At 63.3% G+C, this 19632-nt stretch carries 15 protein-coding genes; all 15 read right to left on the bottom strand.

From position 1 onward, the window contains the following. Nucleotides 1-63: 63 nt before the first annotated feature. The 15 genes from PFEN_RS13710 to PFEN_RS13640 all read right to left on the bottom strand — a co-directional run bounded on the left by PFEN_RS13710 (nt 64) and on the right by PFEN_RS13640 (nt 19604). Nucleotides 64-549, bottom strand: a complete 486-nt coding sequence (locus PFEN_RS13710; RefSeq protein ID WP_191487352.1) for an RDD family protein — start codon at nt 547-549, stop codon at nt 64-66. Between the two features lie 116 nt (nt 550-665). Beyond that, a complete protein-coding gene (locus PFEN_RS13705; protein WP_181288664.1) occupies nt 666-878 on the bottom strand; it encodes a cold-shock protein in 213 nt (70 codons plus the stop codon). A gap of 423 nt (nt 879-1301) precedes the next feature. Next, nucleotides 1302-2426, bottom strand: a complete 1125-nt coding sequence (gene gcvT / locus PFEN_RS13700; protein ID WP_191487351.1) for a glycine cleavage system aminomethyltransferase GcvT — start codon at nt 2424-2426, stop codon at nt 1302-1304. A 59-nt stretch (nt 2427-2485) separates the two neighbouring features. Next, entirely contained in the window at nt 2486-3862 is a 1377-nt protein-coding gene (locus PFEN_RS13695; RefSeq protein ID WP_191487350.1) for an L-serine ammonia-lyase, read from the bottom strand. A 364-nt stretch (nt 3863-4226) separates the two neighbouring features. Further along, nucleotides 4227-7076 (bottom strand): aminomethyl-transferring glycine dehydrogenase, encoded by a 2850-nt coding sequence (gene gcvP, locus PFEN_RS13690; protein WP_191487349.1) that lies wholly within the window; start codon nt 7074-7076, stop codon nt 4227-4229. Between the two features lie 9 nt (nt 7077-7085). Next, on the bottom strand, nt 7086-7463 hold the full coding sequence (gene gcvH / locus PFEN_RS13685) for a glycine cleavage system protein GcvH (RefSeq protein WP_191487348.1): 378 nt from the start codon (nt 7461-7463) through the stop codon (nt 7086-7088). Between the two features lie 488 nt (nt 7464-7951). Continuing rightward, nucleotides 7952-9460, bottom strand: a complete 1509-nt coding sequence (locus tag PFEN_RS13680; RefSeq protein ID WP_191487347.1) for a sigma-54-dependent transcriptional regulator — start codon at nt 9458-9460, stop codon at nt 7952-7954. Between the two features lie 114 nt (nt 9461-9574). After that, nucleotides 9575-9934: a DUF5064 family protein gene (locus tag PFEN_RS13675; protein WP_191487346.1), complete on the bottom strand. Its 360-nt coding sequence runs from the start codon at nt 9932-9934 to the stop codon at nt 9575-9577. 55 nt (nt 9935-9989) lie between these two features. Beyond that, nucleotides 9990-10919 carry a carbamate kinase gene (arcC, locus tag PFEN_RS13670; RefSeq protein WP_191487345.1) on the bottom strand — a complete coding sequence of 310 codons (930 nt, stop codon included), beginning with the start codon at nt 10917-10919 and terminating at the stop codon, nt 9990-9992. A 229-nt stretch (nt 10920-11148) separates the two neighbouring features. Further along, nucleotides 11149-12159, bottom strand: a complete 1011-nt coding sequence (locus PFEN_RS13665) for an ornithine carbamoyltransferase (RefSeq protein ID WP_191487344.1) — start codon at nt 12157-12159, stop codon at nt 11149-11151. A gap of 192 nt (nt 12160-12351) precedes the next feature. Next, complete coding sequence (gene arcA, locus PFEN_RS13660) at nt 12352-13608, bottom strand: arginine deiminase (RefSeq protein WP_191487343.1); 1257 nt, start codon at nt 13606-13608, stop codon at nt 12352-12354. 332 nt (nt 13609-13940) lie between these two features. Further along, the gene (locus PFEN_RS13655; protein ID WP_191487342.1) at nt 13941-15293 is read right to left on the bottom strand and encodes a CoA transferase; all 1353 of its coding nucleotides are present in this window, start codon (nt 15291-15293) and stop codon (nt 13941-13943) included. Between the two features lie 342 nt (nt 15294-15635). Beyond that, nucleotides 15636-16043, bottom strand: coding sequence for a YbaN family protein (locus PFEN_RS13650; protein ID WP_191487341.1), 408 nt, complete (start codon nt 16041-16043; stop codon nt 15636-15638). 254 nt (nt 16044-16297) lie between these two features. Next, the gene (locus tag PFEN_RS13645; RefSeq protein WP_191487340.1) at nt 16298-16906 is read right to left on the bottom strand and encodes a biliverdin-producing heme oxygenase; all 609 of its coding nucleotides are present in this window, start codon (nt 16904-16906) and stop codon (nt 16298-16300) included. 115 nt (nt 16907-17021) lie between these two features. Continuing rightward, nucleotides 17022-19604 carry a TonB-dependent receptor gene (locus PFEN_RS13640; protein ID WP_191487339.1) on the bottom strand — a complete coding sequence of 861 codons (2583 nt, stop codon included), beginning with the start codon at nt 19602-19604 and terminating at the stop codon, nt 17022-17024. Nucleotides 19605-19632: the final 28 nt, after the last annotated feature.

The raw sequence follows: 19632 nt of genomic DNA, 5'->3' as shown, positions 1-19632 counted from the left end.
GTCGGACTGAAGTCGCGGCATGAAAAAGCCCGCCTCGAAAGAGGCGGGCTTTTTTGCGGGTGCTCACTTGGATTTCTTGGGCAGCCGCACCAACTGGCTGTTGGAGTAAATGTCGTGCCAGCTACGCTTCTGTTTGTCGACCAGCGACCACAGGAAACCCAGGCCGAACAACCAGGAGGCAATGGACACGATAAAGCGTAGCAGCGCCTGCCAGAGGCTGATGGCCGTGCCGTCGGCGTTCTGTACGCGAATGCCCCAGACCTGCATGCCCAGGGTCTGGCCCTTGTAGGTCCAGAACTTGGCGAAGAAGCCGAACAGCACGAACAACAGGATCGTCGAGAGCAGCGGGTCGCCGTCCAGTGCCCCGGCGTCGGACAGCTTCCTGAGCTGTTGTTCGCCGATGATCGACATCTGCACCAGCTTGTAGATAAAACCGGTGACGATCAGCAGTGCCGTACACAGCAGGAAGTCATAGAACATCGCGGCCAGGCGACGGCCCAGGCCGGCAGCGGGAAAATCACCCTGGGGGCTCAGCGCGTGTTTCGACATGACGGCTCTCTCTTTGGCGGCTGAAAAAAACCATTTTACGAAATTGCGCCCATAAAAAAGCCCCTGATGTCAGTATCAGGGGCTTTTCATTGCAAGAAGGCTTGTTCCCGGCGGGATCAGGCTTCCGCGATCACTTCATCAGCCTGCATGCCTTTCTGGCCCTGCACGGCGACGAAGGTTACTTTCTGGCCTTCTTTCAGGCTCTTGAAGCCGTTGCCCTGAATAGCGCGGAAATGGACGAATAGATCCGGACCGCTTTCTGGAGTGATAAAACCAAAACCTTTCTCGTCGTTAAACCACTTGACGGTACCGCTCTGACGATCAGCCATTTTCTTATTTCCTTGACGCTAGAATTAATGACAGCCCCCTTCATTTGAAAGAGTACTGGGCTGGGTTGCAGGAAAGTAAGAGACGTCGAACGGGTTGTAGCAAACTTCAGGCTACTGCCCAGGTCACGATTCCAAGCGACCCATGCAAACACAGTAGAGAAACTCTACGCCAACTCCGGGAGAAAAAACAAGCCCCGCGAAACGCAGCGGTTTACGCCAGTTCATGGGGGTATGTGGCCCTCCAGGCCGTCGCTGGCCAGCCGAGTGGCGTCGCTTATCTTCGACTGTTATAACGCAAGTTCATAGGTGAATATATGCACTGTTTTGTGGCGGTTGCGTGACAAGGTAGTGCACTGTTTCAGCAGGGCTTAGTTGTTACTGTAAGTATCAACAGGGGTGTCGGCCCCTGTTGATATCCGTGTATTAGCCCCTGTAGTAACGCTGCGGAACAAATGGCATCTTGCTGACCTTCAGCGGTATGCGCTTGCCCCTTACGATGGCCCAGACTTCGCTGTCCAGGGCGGTATGCGAGCTGTCTACATAGCCCATGGCCAGAGGGGCGCCCAGGGTCGGACCGAAGCCGCCGCTGCAGACGCTGCCGATCACGCTGCCGGCCTGGTCGACGATTTCCGCACCTTCGCGCACGGGGGTCCGTTCCTGCGGTAACAGGCCCACGCGTTTGCGCGGCACACCCTGTTGCTGCTGGGCGAAGATCGTGGCGGCGCCCGGGAAACCACCGGCCCGCGCACCGTCGGCGCGGCGTACCTTGGAGATCGCCCAGAGCAGGCTGGCCGCCACCGGGGTGGTGTCGCTGTTCATGTCGTGGCCGTACAGGCACAGCCCTGCTTCCAGGCGCAGGGAGTCACGGGCACCCAGGCCGATCGCCTCGACCTCGGTTTCGGCCAACAGGCTGCGGGCCAGGGCTTCGGCGCTGGCCGCCGGAACAGAAATTTCGAAACCGTCTTCGCCGGTATAGCCGGAGCGGCTGACATAGCAATCCACTCCCAGCAGGCGCACGGCGGCGAACTGCATGAAGGTCATTTTCGTCACTTCCGGGGCCAGGCGCGCCAGGACGCTGACCGCCGCCGGGCCTTGCAGGGCGAGCAGGGCACGCTCCTCGAACAATGGCTGGACTTCGCACAGATGGCCCAGGTGTTTTTGCAGGTGCGCCAGGTCCTGGTCCTTGCAGGCGGCGTTGACCACCAGGAACAGCTCATTGTTGCCCAGGTTGGCGACCATCAGGTCATCGAGAATGCCGCCGGTTTCGTTGGTGAACATCGCATAACGCTGCATACCCACCGGCAGGTCGAGGATGTCCACTGGCACCAGGGCTTCCAGGGCCTTGGCGGCAGCGGCGCCAACCAGGCGGATCTGGCCCATGTGCGAGACATCGAACAGCCCGGCTTGCTCACGGGTGTGCTGGTGTTCTTTCATCACGCCCAGCGGGTATTGCACCGGCATGTCGTAGCCGGCGAACGGCACCATGCGCGCGCCGAGTTGCAGGTGCAGGGCGTGCAGCGGGGTTTGCTTGAGTGATTCGGTGGACATTGCGGCTCCTTGGTAGCGTGTGCAGGGGGCGGGCAGGCCCGGTTCCCCGTGAATAAGGGTCAGCACTCGATGATGTTGACGGCGAGACCGCCGCGAGCGGTCTCCTTGTATTTGCTTTTCATGTCGGCGCCGGTCTGGCGCATGGTGCGGATCACCTTGTCGAGGGAGACGAAGTGCTGGCCGTCGCCACGCAAGGCCATGCGCACGGCATTGATGGCTTTCACCGAACCCATGGCGTTGCGTTCGATGCACGGCACTTGCACCAGTCCGCCGATGGGGTCGCAGGTCAGGCCAAGGTTGTGTTCCATGCCGATTTCGGCGGCGTTCTCGACCTGTTGCACCGTGCCACCGAGGACTTCGCACAAAGCTCCGGCAGCCATTGAACAGGCCACGCCGACTTCGCCCTGGCAGCCGACTTCGGCGCCGGAGATCGAGGCGTTTTCCTTGTAGAGAATGCCGATGGCGGCGGCGGTGAGCAGGAAACGCACCACGCCGTCCTCGTTGGCGCCGGCAATGAAGCGCATGTAGTAATGCAGCACGGCGGGGACGATCCCGGCCGCGCCGTTGGTGGGTGCGGTGACCACGCGGCCGCCGTTGGCGTTTTCTTCATTGACCGCCAGGGCGTAGAGGTTGACCCAGTCCAGCACCGACAGCGCATCGCGCAGCGCTGCTTCCGGGTGCTTGCACAACTGCCGGTGCAGTGCCGCGGCCCGGCGCTTGACCTTCAACCCTCCGGGCAGGATGCCTTCATTGCGGCAACCGGCGGCGACGCAGTCCTGCATTACTTGCCAGATCTTCAGCAGGCCGGCCCGGGTTTCCGCTTCCGGGCGCCAGGCGCTTTCGTTGGTCAGCATCACCTGGCTGATGGACAGGCCATAGGTGGAACAATGGCCGAGCAGTTCCTTGGCGCTTTTGAACGGGAAGGTCAGCACGGTGCTGTCTTCGACGATCCGGTCGGCGCCGGCGGCGTCTTCATCGACCACGAAACCACCGCCTACCGAGTAGTACTCGCGGCTGCGGATCTGGATGCCGGCGGCATCGAAGGCACGGAAGATCATGCCATTGGGGTGATAGGCCAGGGGCTTCCTGATCATCGCCAGGTGGAGTTTTTCATTGAATTCGATGGAATGTTCGCCGAGCAGATTCAGGCGGCCGTTACTGCGAATGGTCTGCAGGCGGGCGGCTACGGTTTCTGTATCGACGCTATCCGGGTGTTCACCTTCCAGGCCCAGGAGCACGGCCTTGTCGCTGCCGTGGCCCTTGCCGGTGGCGCCGAGCGAGCCGTACAGCTCGACTTTGACGCAGGTGGTCTGTGACAGCAGTTGCTCGCGCCGCAAGCCCTCGACGAAACGCGCGGCTGCGCGCATCGGACCGACGGTGTGGGAGCTGGAGGGACCGATGCCGATCTTGAACAGGTCGAACACGCTCAGGGACATAGGGGTTCTCCGGTTTTTCTAATAATTATTGGTGTGAAACTTGGGGTACGGTTTGCACGCTACTGTGTGGACGACGGAATGTGGCGAGCGGGCTTGCCCGCGCTTGGCTGCGAAGCAGCCATAAAATCAGCCAATGCGTTCTTTCTGATGCAACGCGCTGGGTGGTTTTGGGGGCGCTGCGCGCCCCAACGGGGGCAAGCCCCCTCGCCACAGGCAAGCCCCTCGCCACAGGCAAGCCCCTCACCACAGGCAAGCCCCTCACCACAGGCAAGCCCCTCGCCACAGGCAAACCCCTCACAGCAGGTAAGCCCCTCGCCACAGGTAAGCGCCTCACCACAAGCAAGTGTCTCGCCACTATAAAGGGTTAAGCGTAGTTCTCGATCGACGGGCAGGCGCAGACCAGGTTGCGGTCGCCGAACACGTTGTCGACACGCCCCACCGGCGGCCAGTACTTGGCTTCGACCAGCGACGCCACCGGGTACACCGCCTGTTCGCGGCTATACGGATGACTCCACTCGCCGACGATCTCCGCCGCGGTGTGCGGGGCGTTCTTCAGTGGGTTGTCGTCCTTGTCCAGGCTGCCGTTTTCCACCGCGCGGATTTCTTCGCGGATGCGGATCATGGCGTCGCAGAAGCGGTCCAGCTCTTCCTTGGATTCGCTTTCGGTCGGCTCGATCATCAGGGTGCCGGCCACCGGGAACGACATGGTCGGGGCATGGAAACCGAAATCGATCAGGCGCTTGGCGACGTCATCGACACTGATGCCGCTGCTGTCCTTCAATGGACGCAGGTCGAGAATGCACTCGTGCGCCACCAGGCCGTTGCTGCCGCTGTAGAGTACCGGGTAGTGCTCTTCCAGGCGCCGGGCGATGTAGTTGGCATTGAGGATCGCCAACTGCGAGGCGCGCTTGAGGCCTTCGCCACCCATCATGCGGATATACATCCAGGTGATCGGCAGGATGCTCGCGCTGCCGAATGGCGCCGCGCACACCGCGCCTTCCTTGCGCTCCATGCTGGCATGACCCGGCAGGAACGGCGCCAGGTGCGACTTCACGCCGATCGGGCCGACGCCCGGGCCGCCACCACCGTGGGGAATACAGAAGGTCTTGTGCAGGTTCAGGTGCGACACGTCGCCGCCGAACTTGCCCGGGGCGCAAAGGCCGACCATGGCGTTCATGTTGGCGCCGTCGATGTACACCTGGCCGCCGTTGTCATGAATGATGCCGCAGATCTCGCGGATGCCTTCCTCGAACACGCCGTGGGTCGACGGGTAGGTGATCATCAGCGCGGCGAGGTGTTCGCGGTGCTCGATGGCCTTGGCCCGCAGGTCCTCGATATCGACGTTGCCGCGGGCATCGCAGGCGGTGACGATCACGCGCATGCCGGCCATGTTGGCGGTGGCCGGGTTGGTGCCGTGGGCCGACGACGGGATCAGGCAGATATCGCGGCGTTCGTCGCCACGGCTCTGATGGTAGGCACGGATTGCCAGCAGACCAGCGTATTCGCCTTGGGAACCGGCGTTCGGTTGCAGGGAAATCGCGTCATAGCCGGTGGCGGCGCAGAGCATCGCTTCCAGCTCATCGGTCAGTTGTTGGTAGCCGGCGCTCTGCTCGGCCGGGGCGAACGGGTGCAGGGCGCCGAATTCGGCCCAGGTCACCGGGATCATTTCGCTGGCGGCGTTGAGCTTCATGGTGCAGGAACCCAGCGGGATCATGGTGCGATCCAGGGCCAGGTCCTTGTCGGCCAATTTGCGCAGGTAGCGCATCAGCTCGGTTTCCGAGTGATAACGGTTGAACACCGGGTGGGCGAGGATCGCCGATTGGCGCGCCAGCTCAGCCGGGATACGGCTTTCCAGCGCCGCGGCCAGGGCGTTGAAGTCCGGCAGGGTCTTGCCGCCGGCCAACAGGCTCCAGAGGGTTTCGATGTCGGCCTGGCTGCTGGTTTCGTCCAGGGACAGGCCCAGGCGCTGGGTATCCACGACACGCAGGTTGATGCGCTGGGCACGAGCCTGTTCGTGCAGGACGCTGGTCTGGGCGCCGGTGTTCAGGGTCAGGGTGTCGAAGAAGTGTTCCTGCTCGACGGTCAGGCCCAGTGCGTTCAAGCCCTTGGCGAGGATCGCGGTCAGGCTGTGGATGCGCCGGGCGATTTGCGCCAGGCCCTTGGGACCGTGGTACACCGCGTACATGCTGGCGATGTTGGCCAGCAGGACCTGGGCCGTGCAGATGTTGCTGGTGGCTTTCTCGCGACGGATATGCTGCTCGCGGGTCTGCATGGCCAGGCGCAGGGCCGGCTTGCCGAAACGGTCCACCGAGACACCGACCAGACGGCCGGGCATGTCGCGCTTGAATGCGTCGCGGGTGGAGAAATAGGCGGCGTGCGGGCCACCGAAGCCCAGCGGCACGCCGAAGCGTTGGGCGCTGCCGATAGCGACATCGGCACCGAACTCGCCCGGTGGGGTCAGTATCGTCAGGGCCAGCAGGTCGGCGGCCACCGCCACCAGGGCATGGGCGGCGTGGAAACGTTCGCTCAGCGCGCGGTAGTCGAACAGGTCGCCGTTGCTGGCCGGGTATTGCAGCAGGGCGCCGAAGAACGGGCTGACATCGCCCAGTTCACGTTCGTCGCCCACCACCACGTTGATGCCCAGGGGCGCGGCGCGGGTGCGCAGCACGTCAAGGGTCTGTGGGTGGCAGTGGATGGAAGCGAAGAAGGCGTTGCTGCCCTTGTTCTTGCTCAGGCGCTTGCAGAAGGTCATGGCTTCGGCGGCGGCGGTGGCTTCGTCGAGCAGCGAGGCGTTGGCGATCGGCAGGCCGGTGAGGTCGCTGATCAGGGTCTGGAAGTTCAGCAGCGCTTCCAGGCGGCCCTGGGAGATTTCCGGCTGGTAGGGGGTGTAGGCGGTGTACCAGGCCGGGTTTTCCAGGAGGTTGCGCAGGATCGGTGCCGGCGTATGGCAGTTGTAGTAGCCCTGGCCGATGTAGGTCTTGAACAGCTGGTTCTTCGCGGCGATGGCCTTGATCGACGCCAGGGCGTCGGCTTCGCTTTGCCCGGCTCCGAGGTCAAGGACACTGGTGCCCTTGATGCTGTCGGGGATCACGCTGGCGCTCAGGGCTTGCAGGGAGTCGAAGCCGAGGGTGGTGAGCATGGCCTGTTCGTCCGCCTGGCGCGGGCCGATATGACGGGCGATGAACTCGTTGGCGGTGCTGAGATTGACAGTCATGACGATTCCTCAGGCGTTGTCTTTGATCAGGCGGTCGTAGGCGTCCTGATCCAGCAGTCTAGCGATTGCCGAGGCATCGGTTGGCTGGAAGCGGAAAAACCAGCCGGCACCCAGTGGATCGTCGTTGACCAACTCGGGGGTGTCCGCCAGCGCCGGGTTGAACTCGAGCACTTCACCGTCCAGCGGCATGTACACGCCGCTGGCGGCTTTTACTGACTCCACGGTGGCGGCTTCGGCGCCTTTGTCGTAGTGCTGCAGTTCCGGCAGTTGCACAAACACCACGTCGCCCAGGGCGTCCTGGGCGAAAGCCGTGATGCCGACCGTGACAGTGCCATCGGCTTCGCTACGCAGCCATTCGTGGTCTTCAGTAAAACGCAACTCGCTCATGGAAACTCCTAAGGGGCCAGACTCGTCGGGTGGACGCAGGGGATACGGGATCGACGTCCCGCTGAATGGGATTCCCTTAGCAAGTTTGTGGCCAATAGTGCACAAGGCTTGTAAATCAAGGGCTTGAGGTTTTTTTGCGCGCTGGGTGAATACCTGGCTGTAGCGAAAACGCTACGGTTGGGGCGGTGAAAAAAAGCCCAACAGGATCAAAGCCTTGTCGGATGGGGGTTGGCTTGAGGTGTATCGAAATCGTTCCGCTGTAGCGCTTTCAGTACAGATGGAGGTCGTTTTTGGCGCTGTCCGGTGGGAGCAGACCCTTGCCGGACGACGCGATCCCTGTAGCAGGGCTTGGCCGCGAAGCTTTTAGCGATCTCAAGGGCCTCTTCGTTGCGTTGCGGCGTCCCGACAAGCCCTGCTCCTACAGTCTGTTGTCGAGCACAGGTTTGGCCTACGGCATCACCTTGTAGCAGCCAGGCGGGCGCGGGCGCTCAGGGCTTGCCGGGAATGCCGTATTTGCGCAGCCGGTGGGCAATGGCCGTATGGGAGGTCTGCAGGCGACTGGCCAGTTGCCGGGTCGAGGGATACTGCGCGTAGAGCTTTTCCAGCAGACTTTTCTCGAAATCCTCGACCGCCTGTTCCAGGCTGTCGATCTCGGGATCGCTCTGGCGCGCCACCGAGGTCCCGGCTATATCCAGGTCGCCGATGTCCACCACGCTGCTCTCGCAAATCGCCGCCGCCCGGAAGATCACGTTCTGCAACTGCCGCACGTTGCCCGGCCAGCGGTTTTCCAGCAGCGCCGGATAGGTCCCGGGCGCCAGCCGGCAGACCGGGCGCTGGATCTGCGCGCAGGCTTGCTGCATGAAGTAGCGCGCCAGCAACAGAATGTCCTGGCCACGTTCGCGTAGCGGCGGAACCTCGACATTGAGTACGTTCAGCCGGTAGAACAGGTCTTCGCGAAAGCTGCCTTCGCTGACCATCTTCTCCAGGTTGCGGTGGGTGGCGCTGAGAATCCGTACGTTGACCTTGACCTCGCGATCGCCTCCGACGCGGCGGAAACTGCCGTCATTGAGAAAACGCAGCAGCTTGGCCTGCAGGTACGGCGACATTTCGCCGATTTCGTCGAGAAACACCGTGCCCTGGTTCGCCAGTTCCATCAGCCCCGGCTTGCCGCCACGCTGGGCGCCGGTAAAAGCGCCGGGGGCATAGCCGAACAGTTCGCTCTCGGCGAGGTTCTCCGGCAGGGCCGCGCAATTCAGGGCCAGGAACGGCGCGCCGTGGCGCGTGCTGATGGCATGGCAGGCCCGCGCCACCAGTTCCTTGCCAGTACCGGTTTCACCCTGGATCAGCAGCGGTGCGTCGAGGGCCGCGACCCGCTGGGCGCGAGCCTTGAGGGTGCGGATCGCCGGAGACTCGCCGAGCAGCGAGTCGAAGCCTTCGGCATGGTCGTGGTGCAGGGCCGACAGACGCTCGCCGATGCGGTTGGGTTGATAGAGTGTCAGTAGCGCACCGGCATCGGTGATCGGCGTGGCATCGAGCAACAGGGTCTGGCCGTTGACGGTGATTTCCCGCAGCGGCAGGCGAAAGCCGTTTTCCAGCAAGGCATCCAGCAGGCCGGGATCGGCAAACAGTTCCGCGATGCTTTCGCCGGCCGGCTCGCGACCGTACAGGGCGACCAGCGCCGGGTTGGCCAGCAGCACATGGCCAGCGCTGTCCAGGGCCAGCACCGGGTCGGTCATGGCCGCGAGCAGGGCGTCGAGTTGCAGGTGCCGGCGTTGTCCCGGGAGGATGTCGACCACGGTCACCGCCTGCACGCCGTGGACGCTGAACAGGGCGTCGCGCAACTCCTCGAGCACTTGCGGGCTGAGGGTCGGGGCGTCGATATAGACGTTGGGCGGGACCATCTCCACCGCGTCCAGGTTGAGATTGCGTCCACCGAGCAGGGCCAGAACTTCCTGGGTGATGCCGACGCGGTCGATAAAACTGACGTGGATACGCATGGGGTGGTTCGGAGTTCCGGGCGCGAGGGCGGCAATTATGCCTTGGCACGAGGACTTTGGTGAAATCCAGCGTGCCGCGAGGGACTTTACCTGTCGGCATTGAGCGTGGGGGCGTTATCCAAGATGCTCGGGTTTCACCGGCTCACCGGATTGGGCATGGAGTTTTGCACGAACGTCTTCGAACATCCGGTCGTAGTGGCCATGCATGGTGCGCAGGTCGGCACTTTTCGGCATGCCGTGCTTCACTGCGATATGGAAGGCTTCGCCGGCGAAGTTGAACGCCAGGTCCCTGGGCAGGGTGAACACTTCGCTGAATGCTCGGCCGTTGATGTCGCCGTGCAGGGTGAACTGCATGGCCGTGCCTTCCTTCGGGTCCTGCACCACCTCATAGTCGATCCTGAGGTCGTAGCTGAAATCGCCGGGTTGCAAGGCCACACGCTGAATATGCAGATGACCGGGATCGAATGTGGCCATGGTGTTCTCCTTCAAAGCATGAAGTAGGGCAGACCACGGGCCTGCCCGATGGTTCTCATGAATAAGTGATGCCGGGTTGTGCCGTGCTGATCCGGGTACCCGCCTTACCTTGGACTATCGCCTCGATATCCGCCAGTGAACCGATCACCGCGACCTTGCCGGTGTGCCTGGCGAACGCGCACGCGGCCTGGACTTTCGGGCCCATGGAACCGGCGGCGAAACCGAGTTTCTCAAGGTCGTCGGGATGGGCCTGGATAATGGCTTTCTGGCTCGGTTGGCCCCAGTCGACAAAGGCCGCATTGACGTCCGTGGCGATCACCAGCAGGTCGGCGTCCAACTGTTCGGCCAGCAGCGCCGAGCACAGGTCCTTGTCGATCACCGCCTCGATACCCTGGAGCTTGCCATCTTCCCCATACATGGTCGGGATGCCGCCACCGCCGGCACAGATCACGATACTGCCCTTGTCCAGCAACCATTTGATCGGACGGATTTCGAAGATGCGCTTGGGTTTCGGGCTGGCGACCACGCGCCGGAATTTGTCGCCGTCGGCGGCGATGCTCCAGCCTTTTTCCGCGGCCAGTCTTTGCGCTTCGGCCTCGCTATACACCGGGCCGATGGGTTTGCTCGGGTGCTGGAAGGCCGGGTCCTTGGGGTCGACTTCGACCTGGGTGAGCAAGGTGGCGAAGGGCACCTCGAAATCCAGCAGGTTGCCCAATTCCTGTTCGATGATGTAGCCGATCATGCCTTCGGTTTCGGCGCCGAGTACGTCCAGCGGGTAGGCTGCCACCGTAGTGTAGGCGGCGGCCTGCAACGATAGCAGGCCGACCTGCGGGCCGTTGCCATGGGCGATGACCAACTGGTTGCCACGATGGATCCTGGCAATCTGTTCGGTGGCGATACGGATATTGGCGCGTTGATTGTCCGCGGTCATGGGTTCGCCACGACGCAGGAGGGCGTTACCGCCCAGGGCTACGACGATACGCATGGGTACTGTCCTTCCAAAGTAAACGAGAGCGATCGAACCTTGTGGCACTTGACCTTGTGGCGAGGGGGGCTTGCCCCCGTTCGGCGGCGAAGCAGTCGCAAAACCTGCAACATCGGTTTATCAGGTGCAGCGAGTTGCCAGGTTTCAGGGGCGCTTCGCACCCCAGCGCGGGCAGGCCCGCTCGCCACAAAAAGCCGTTCATCACATATACGCGGTTGAGGTTGGTTCGTCAGATATCCGCCAGCGCCGACACCAGGATCGCCTTGATCGTGTGCATGCGGTTTTCCGCCTGCTCGAAAGCGATGTTGGCCGGCGACTCGAACACCTCCTCGGTCACTTCAACCCCGTTGGCCAGATGCGGGTAGCGGCTCGCGATGTCCTTGCCGACCTTGGTTTCGCTGTTGTGGAAGGCCGGCAGGCAGTGCATGAACTTGACCCGGGGATTGCCCGCGGCCTTCATCATTTTCGCGTTGACCTGATACGGCAGCAGTTGCTCGATGCGCTCGTCCCAGGCCTCCACCGGCTCGCCCATGGACACCCAGATATCGGTATGGATGAAGTCCACGCCCTTGACCGCTTCCTTCGGGTCTTCGGTGATGGTGATGCGCGCGCCGCTTTCCTCGGCAAACGCCTGGCACTGGGCGATGAAGTCTTCATGGGGCCAGAGGGCCTTCGGCGCGCCGATGCGCACGTCCATGCCGAGCTTGGCACCGATCATCAGCAGCGAGTTGCCCATGTTGTAGCGCGCATCGCCCAGGTAGGCGTAGCTGATGTCATGCAGCGGTTTGTCGCTGTGCTCACGCATGGTCAGGGTGTCGGCGATCATCTGCGTCGGATGGAATTCGGCGGTCAGGCCGTTGAACACCGGCACGCCGGCGAACTTCGCCAGTTCCTCGACGATTTCCTGTTCGAAGCCACGGTACTCGATGGCGTCGAACATCCGCCCGAGCACGCGGGCAGTGTCCTTCATGCTCTCCTTGTGGCCGATCTGCGACGACACCGGATCGATATAGGTGACGTGGGCGCCCTGGTCATGGGCCGCGACTTCGAAGGCGCAGCGGGTGCGGGTCGAGGTTTTTTCGAAGATCAGGGCGATGTTCTTGCCCTTGAGATGCTGTTGCTCGGTGCCGGTGTACTTGGCACGCTTGAGGTCGCGCGACAGGTCGAGCAGATAGTGCAGCTCGCGGTTGGTATGGTGCATCAAACTCAGCAGGCTGCGGTTGCGCATATTGAAAGCCATGTGTGGATCTCCTGGGGTGTTGGTTATCCGCCTGTCCCGAGCCGACCGGATGCCGCCGTCCTGTAGGAGCAGGGCTTGCCCGCGAAGGCGTCCTCAAGACCGCCAGAAGCTTCGCGGGCAAGCCCTGCTCCTACAGGGGCCATGCATCCGACCGTGACCCTTCGTGGGGGCAAGGGCAGGTTTGAATATTGGTTAGTAATCGATCGGGTCGCGAATGATCGGGCAGGTCATGCAATGGCCGCCGCCACGACCACGGCCCAGTTCGCTGGCACTGATGGTGATGACTTCCACGCCGGCCTTGCGCAGCAAGGTGTTGGTGTAGGTGTTGCGGTCGTAACCGATCACCACCCCGGGCTCCACGGCCACCACGTTGTTGCCGTCGTCCCACTGTTCACGCTCGGCGGCGAAGCTGTTGCCGCCGGTTTCCACCACGCGCAGGGCCTTGAGGTTGAGGGCCTTGGCGACGGTGTCGAGGAAACTGCTTTCTTCACGGCGCACGTCGATGCCACCGGGCTTGCTTTCGTCGGGTCGCAGGCTGAAGGCGACGATCTGGCTCACCACTTCCGGGAAGATGGTCACCAGGTCGCGGTCGCAGAAACTGAATACGGTATCCAGGTGCATGGCCGCGCGGGACTTCGGCAGGCCGGCGACGATCACCCGCTCCACCGCGTTGTGCTTGAACAGGTTCAGCGCCAGTTGGCCGATGGCCTGGCGCGAGGAGCGCTCGCCCATGCCGATCAGCACCACGCCGTTGCCCAGGGGCATCACGTCGCCGCCTTCGAGGGTGGCATTGCCGTGCTCCTGGTCCGGGTCGCCGTACCAGACCTGGAAGTCGGCGTTGACGAATTCCGGGTGGAACTTGTAGATGGCGCTGGCCAACAGGGTTTCCTGGCGTCGCGCCGGCCAGTACATCGGGTTGAGTGTCACGCCGCCAAAGATCCAGCAGGTGGTGTCGCGGGTGAACTGGGTATTGGGTAGCGGTGGCAGGATAAAGCTGGAGTGGCCGAGGAAGTCGCGAAACATCTCGATGGTCTTGCCACCGAAGCTGTTGGGCAGGTCATCGGCCGAAACGCCGCCGATCAGGAACTCGGCGATTTTGCGTGGCTCCAGGCTGCGCAGCCACGAGTCGACCTCATGGACCAGTCCCAGGCCGACCTGGTTGGCGGTGATCTTGCGCTCGAGGATCCAGTCCAGGGCTTCCTTCTGGCCGACGATGTCGGTCAGCAGGTTGTGCATTTCCAGCACGTCGATATCGCGTTCGCGCATCTTGGTGACGAAGTCGAAGTGATCGCGCTTGGCCTGGGCTACCCAGATCACATCGTCGAACAGCAGTTCGTCACAGTTGTTCGGGGTCAGCCGCTGGTGCGCCAGGCCCGGTGAGCAGACCAGCACCTTGCGCAGCTTGCCGGCTTCGGAATGAACGCCGTATTTCACTTTTTCCGTGGTCATTGCAGATCCTCCAGAGAGCGGAACAAACGGGGTGTTACAGGGACGGGAAGCCATTGTGCGGGCCGTGGGAAACCATTCGGGCACGAGCGACTCGCGCGCCTGATCGTGGTTTTCCAGGAAGCTCAGGCATTGCAGGGCTCCAATCCGGCAGAAGTGAGGCTACAGGGTAGGTCAGGGGCCGAATCGGAAAATGATTTAGATCAGATCACCGGCACATTCGAGCGTTGAAGCATGCCGTGAGCCTGTGACGGGGATGGACTGGCAACGCGCGAAGGGGCCCGTTCCAGAACGGTTACGGACGATACGCAAACGGCGCCCCGGTGATCCTGGACTCACCACCACTGTGGCGGATGAGCCCCCAGCTTCGTGGCCGGCAAAGCCCACTGCAAGGGCAGCGTCCCGATCTTCAGCGGCGACAGCAAACGTCGTGCCGGACCCCAGGAGGTCTGTTCCAGCACTGGATTCCAGTCTGGTGTCCCGGTGGCTGACAGAGGCTCGGTCCCATTGACCGCACCCTGTTCCACCAACAACTTCGCCGTACGGGCCAGTGACAAGCGCGCCGAGCCCCCCAGTCCGCTGTGCAGGCGTTCGCTCAGCGCGCGGATCGCCGCGGCGGCCATCAGGTAACCGCTGCCATGGTCCAGCGCCTGCACCGGTAGCGGGGTGGGTTTGTCCGCCTGTTTCCAGAGCATGCCGGCCTGGGCGATGCCGCAGCTCATCTGTACCAGGCTGTCGAAACCCCGGCGATTGCGCCACGGGCCGCTCCAGCCGTAGGCGTTCAGGCTCACATCGATCAGTCCGGGGGCCAGGCGCTGGCGTCGCCGGGCATCGTAGCCGAGTCCGTCCAGCGCATCGGCGCGGTAGCCGTGCAGGAGGATGTCGGCGCCGCCCAGCAAGCCTTCGAAAACCTCGCGGTCAGCGGCGTCATGCAGGTTCAGGCGGGCACAGCGCTTGCCCAGGGTCACATCCGGGGCCAGGGCGGGTTCGTCCCAGGTCGGCGGGTCGATGCGCAGCACCTCGGCGCCCAGCCCGGCGAGCAAGCGGCTGGCCACGGGGCCGGCGAGGATGCGGGTCAGGTCGAGGACCTTGATGCCCGCCAGTGGGCGCGCCTCGCAGCCCAGCCAGATCCGTGGGCCATGGCTGTCGTTCGTGGTTCGCTGGATCAGTGCTTCGGCATTCACCGCCAGCCCTTGCGGATGCTCCTTCCAGGCCGGCCATGCACGCATTTGCGCGGCGCAGCCACCGGCCTCGACCACGGCCTGTTCCAGCTCGCCGGCCGACCATTGGATAACCTTGCTGGCCATGGTGTTGCGATCGCTGGCCAGGCCCAGGACGCGTTCGGCGGCGCGCCGATGGTGCGGGGCGTTGGTGTGCAGGCGGATCCAGCCATCGGCGCTGGCGTAGTCACCGGCAATCGGGTCCCAGGGTGGCGGGATTTCCCAGCCCACCGGCTGTACCGCCGTGCCGAACCAGAGCGAGGCCAGGCGCCGGTCGACTTCGACGCTGGGACGTTGCCCGTTCTGTTGCCGCAGCAGTTCGGCCACCGCCTGGCCAGCCGCGGCAAGTGTGGCGCCGGCCAGTTCGGTGACGGCGAAGGCCGAGGGCAAAACGCCGCTACCGGTGAAGACCGGGGGCGTGAGGGGCAGGTCGAGTGCGGCTTGAATGGACGTCAGTAGATCGGTCATCGCAGGCCCTCCGAGAGAAGGGCCATTGCACCTGAAATAGCGCCGATTGTCGATGTCGGGCGTCCCGCGGATCGTGCGACACGCACCGCCGGTTCAAGCAGTCCCTGTAGATACTCTGTTGCGGGTCAAGCTTTGGCGAAGCTTTTAGCTCACGAACGCCTTCGCTGCGATGCGGCGTCCCGACAAGCCAGGCTCTACAGGACCGCGCCGGACACAAATCGAGGGCACGACACAGACCTGTAGATACTCGGTTGCGAGTCAAGGGGGCAAGACGGTAGCTACAAATTGGCGCATCAGCACAAATATCGCCGGCCCCGGAGCGCGGCAAGCGCCGAATGGGCCTCAAGGCGCGTCGGGCACGGCAAGCCGCTCCGGGCGCGACCAGATCCACAGATTGCCCAGGCTCATCCCGGCGATGGCCAGGTACACCGGCCAACCGTGTTCGAGCATCACCAGCATCAGCGTGGCACAGAGCAGCATGCTCAGCGTGGCGCTGATCTTGGCCCGGCGGGCGATGATCTTGCCATTGCGCCAGTTGCTCAGGATCGGGCCGAACAGGCGATGGTTTTCCAGCCAGGCGCTCAGGCGCGGCGAACTCTTGGTCGCGGCCCAGGCGGCCAGCAGGATGAACTCGGTGGTCGGCAGGCCGGGAATGACGATGGCGATCAGGCCGATGCCCAGGCTGACGTAGGCGAGCAGGCCGAAGAGCACGCGGGCGAGTTTCGATGAGGAGGGTCTGGACTGGGTCATGGTGTCAATTGTGGTGCGCCGAGAGCATGGGCTCAAGTCTTGGTGTTCTGTATGGCTCGTCAGGTACTACGTGATCTTGAGCCGGGTCTCAATTTGTGGCGAGCGGGCTTGCCCGCGCTCGGCTGCACAGCAGCCGTGGAACCTGTGCATTCGGCCTGCTTAACATACCGTGCACGCAGGTTTCAGGGGCGCTTCGCCCCCCAGCGCGGGCAAGCCCGCTCGCCACAAGGTCCCGTTCACCCCAGTATTTTGTATCAGACCGGTTCCGGCGCCGTGGCGTAAGCCTGTTCCAGCAACACGGTGAAGCGCACGAACGCATCAATGGCGCCTTTTTCCGCCGCCACTTCTTCCTCGGCGCTGAGCTCCAGCCCGTCGAGGCTCCTGGTAAAACGCTTCCAGCCTTCGGCACGGCCACCGGCCGGCTCGCCCAGATGGCGGGCGCCGAAGCTTTCGCCCAGGCCCAGGCCCATCGCGCGCTTGATCAGGAACGCGGCGCCGAGCTTCGAGCCTTCGGAGACGAAGAGCCAACCCAGGGCCTCGGCCTTGCTCGGGTTGTTCACGGCACCGGCCAGCGGCGCCGGTACTTCGGTGTCGAGGTCGGCGAGGTCGGCCTTGGCCGCTTCGGCGCGGCAGCGCTCGGGCAGGTCCGCGATGATGGCGATCAGTTCGGGGTCGTTGTACAGCGCCACCAGCTCCGACTGGAACAGGTACTGGGCCACCACGAAACGGGCGAAACCGGCTCGGGTTTCAAATGGCGCATGGGCTTTGACCAACTGGTCGAGCCTGGCATGTGGCGCGTGGGTGATCTGGTTCAGGCGTTGCGAGCGCAGGCTCGGCTGCTGGCGGTTGTCCGGAGTGCTCATGACCATGTCCTTGAGAATTAAGAGGCGCTGTGTGACTGGACGAATCAGAAGATGCGTGACAGTAAAAACACTCGTCCGGGCGCTGTGAAATCCGCCCGGGTGAGCGGTGGTTCGATCAGATGTCCCAGACCAGGTTGACCGAGAAATTGCGCCCCGGCGCGGTCAGGCGCTCGAGGTTGGCCGGGTTCAGCACACCGGCTTCGCCGACGCTGTCGTAGCCACGCACGTCATCCCAGTTCCAGTACTGCTTGTCGGTCAGGTTGTAGAGGCCGGCGTTGACGGTGACATCCTGGCTGACCTTGTAGTAGCCGCTCAGGTCCAGCACGCCGTAGCTCGGGGTCTTGAACTGCTCGCCCTTGCCGTCGGGCGAGAAGAAGTTGCTGCTGTCCACCAGCTTCTTGCGCTGCACCAGCGTCCAGCTCAACAGGCCGCCGTAGTTGTCCTGGTCGTAGCCCAGGCCCATGACGGCGGTCAATGGGTTGACGCTGTTGAGCGGTTGGCCGGTGTCGTTGTTGCGACCATGGGCATAGGCCAGGGAGCCCTTGCTGTAGAGGCCTGGTGGTGCGCCGAAGGTATCCAGGTCGAGGCGTCCCTTGAGTTCGCCGCCCTTGATGGTGGCGTGCTTGATGTTGTTGCTCTGGAAGGTCAACTCGCTGTAGCCGGGGGCGATGGCGTCCTCGTTGATGAAGTCGCGATACTGGTTGTAGAACAGCGTGAGGTCGAAGGTGCCGTGCTCGAACTTGCCGCGCACGCCGGTCTCGTAGCTTTTGCTCTTTTCCGGTTGCAGGTTCGGGTTGGGCGCAACCTGATAGCCCGTGCTCAGGTTCTGGAAACGACCGTACAGGGCCTTGGCCGATGGGGTGCGGAAACCTTCGGCGTACTGCCCGTACCAGGTGTACTGGTCGCTCAGGGCGTAGGTCAGGCCGAACTTGGGCGAAATCCGATGCCAGGTCTTGTTGGCGTCGTCGACGGTGCCGCCACCGGCCGCGGCGATGGTGTTGAGGAACGCCTGGGTGATCCGCGGCTTGAGTTGGGTGTAGTCATAGCGCAGGCCCGGCAGGAAGGTCCAGCGGTTCCAGCCAATCTGGTCCTGGGCGAACAGGCTGTAGCTGTCGAGCGTCGGGTCCGGGAAGTCGCTGGACTTGACCAGACGGTCGGACGGGCTGTCGGCGCCCACGGCGGTACAACCCCGGCTCACGGCCAGGCAGGTAGCGGAACCGCTGCGTGAACCACTGACTTTCTGTTGCTTGAGCGTGGTGCCGTAGGTCAACAGGTGATCGGTCTCCCCGACATTGAAGGCTTTGTCGGCCTGGGCATCGAAGACCCACTGGTTTTCTTCGTAGACCGTGTCGCGGCGGCGCAGGACGTTACGGGTGAAGGGGAAATAGTTTTCCAGGGTGCTCTGGTCGGTTTTCGCGATCTGGTAGTTCAGGCTCAGCTTGAGGTGATCGGCCACGACACTGTCCAGACCGAAGCGGTTTTCGATGCCGAAACGTTCGCGGCCGATGGTGTCGTTGCCCGTGCGCGAGCGGTACATGCCCAGTGGCTGGCCGGCGTTGAACGGACCGCCCACGGCGCTGCGCTGGTTGGTATCGACATCGTCCTTGTAGCGCTCGTAGGTCAGGCCCAGGCGTGAGTCGTCGTTGTAGTTCCAACCCAGTTTGGCCAGCACGTTGGTGGTCCGGACCTGCTCCGGATTGGCCGCGGTGCGGTCCAGGCCGCTGCCGCCAGTGTCGCCATAGGACTCGGTCTGACGGCCGTTGCGTTGGCTCAGGTGCAGCAGGCCATCGACATCGCCCGTGCGTCCGGCGACGGTGGCCGAGCTCAGCCAACTGCTGTTGGCCGAACTGTAGCCGCTCTTCAGGCGGGCGCCGATGTCCTGGCCCGGCTTGATGATGTCATCCGGGTCGAGGGTGTAATAGCTCACGGCGCCGCCGATGGCGTTGCTGCCGTAAAGCACAGACGCTGGACCACGGAGGATCTCCACGCGTTTGACGATTTCCGGGTCGACGTAGTTGCGCTGGGTGCTGGCGTAAGGGCCATTGAAGAAACTGTCGGGAATCTCGACGCCATCGACCTGGGTCAGGATCCGGTCGCCGTCGATACCGCGAATGTTGTAGTGGTTGATGCCACCGCCGCGCTGGCCGGTGCCGCCCACCGAGACGCCGGGTTCGTCACGCACCAGTTCCTTGAGGGTATTGACGTTCTGGCGGTCGAGTTGCTGGCGGTCCTTCACCGTCACGGTGTTGGGCACCGAGCTGACGTCCTGCTCCTGGCGGGTGGCGCTGATGGTTAGCTGCTCCAGGTTCAGGGTGCTGCCGCTGGCGCGTTTTTCCAGGACGATGCTGTTGTCGCCGACTTTGCGGTAGCTCAGGTTGGTGCCGACCAGCAGGCGTTCCAAAGCTGTTTCCGGCGGCAGTGCTCCCTGCACGCCGGGTGAGGCCACGGCCTGGCCGAGCTCGGCGGGCAAGCCGACCTGCCAGCCGGTGATCGCGGTGAAGGCATTGAGCGCCGACACCAGGGGTTGTTGCGCGATCGAGAAACGGTAGTTGCCCAGACTCCTGGCCGGTTGTTCGGCGCTACCGGCGGCCAGCACCGGCGTCGCTTGCGCGGCGGCCAACAGGATGGCGGCGAGCACGGACAGGCTGCATTGTTGCAGGCCGCCGGTGCGGGCCTTGAAGGTGAAACGAGTGGGCATCGATAGCGCTCCCGGGTGGACGAATCGT

It is taken from the genome of Pseudomonas sp. FEN, assembly GCF_904067045.1.
GTDB lineage: Bacteria > Pseudomonadota > Gammaproteobacteria > Pseudomonadales > Pseudomonadaceae > Aquipseudomonas.
Note: the sequence above shows the minus strand (reverse complement) of the source record. Positions and strands in the feature narration are given on the sequence as shown.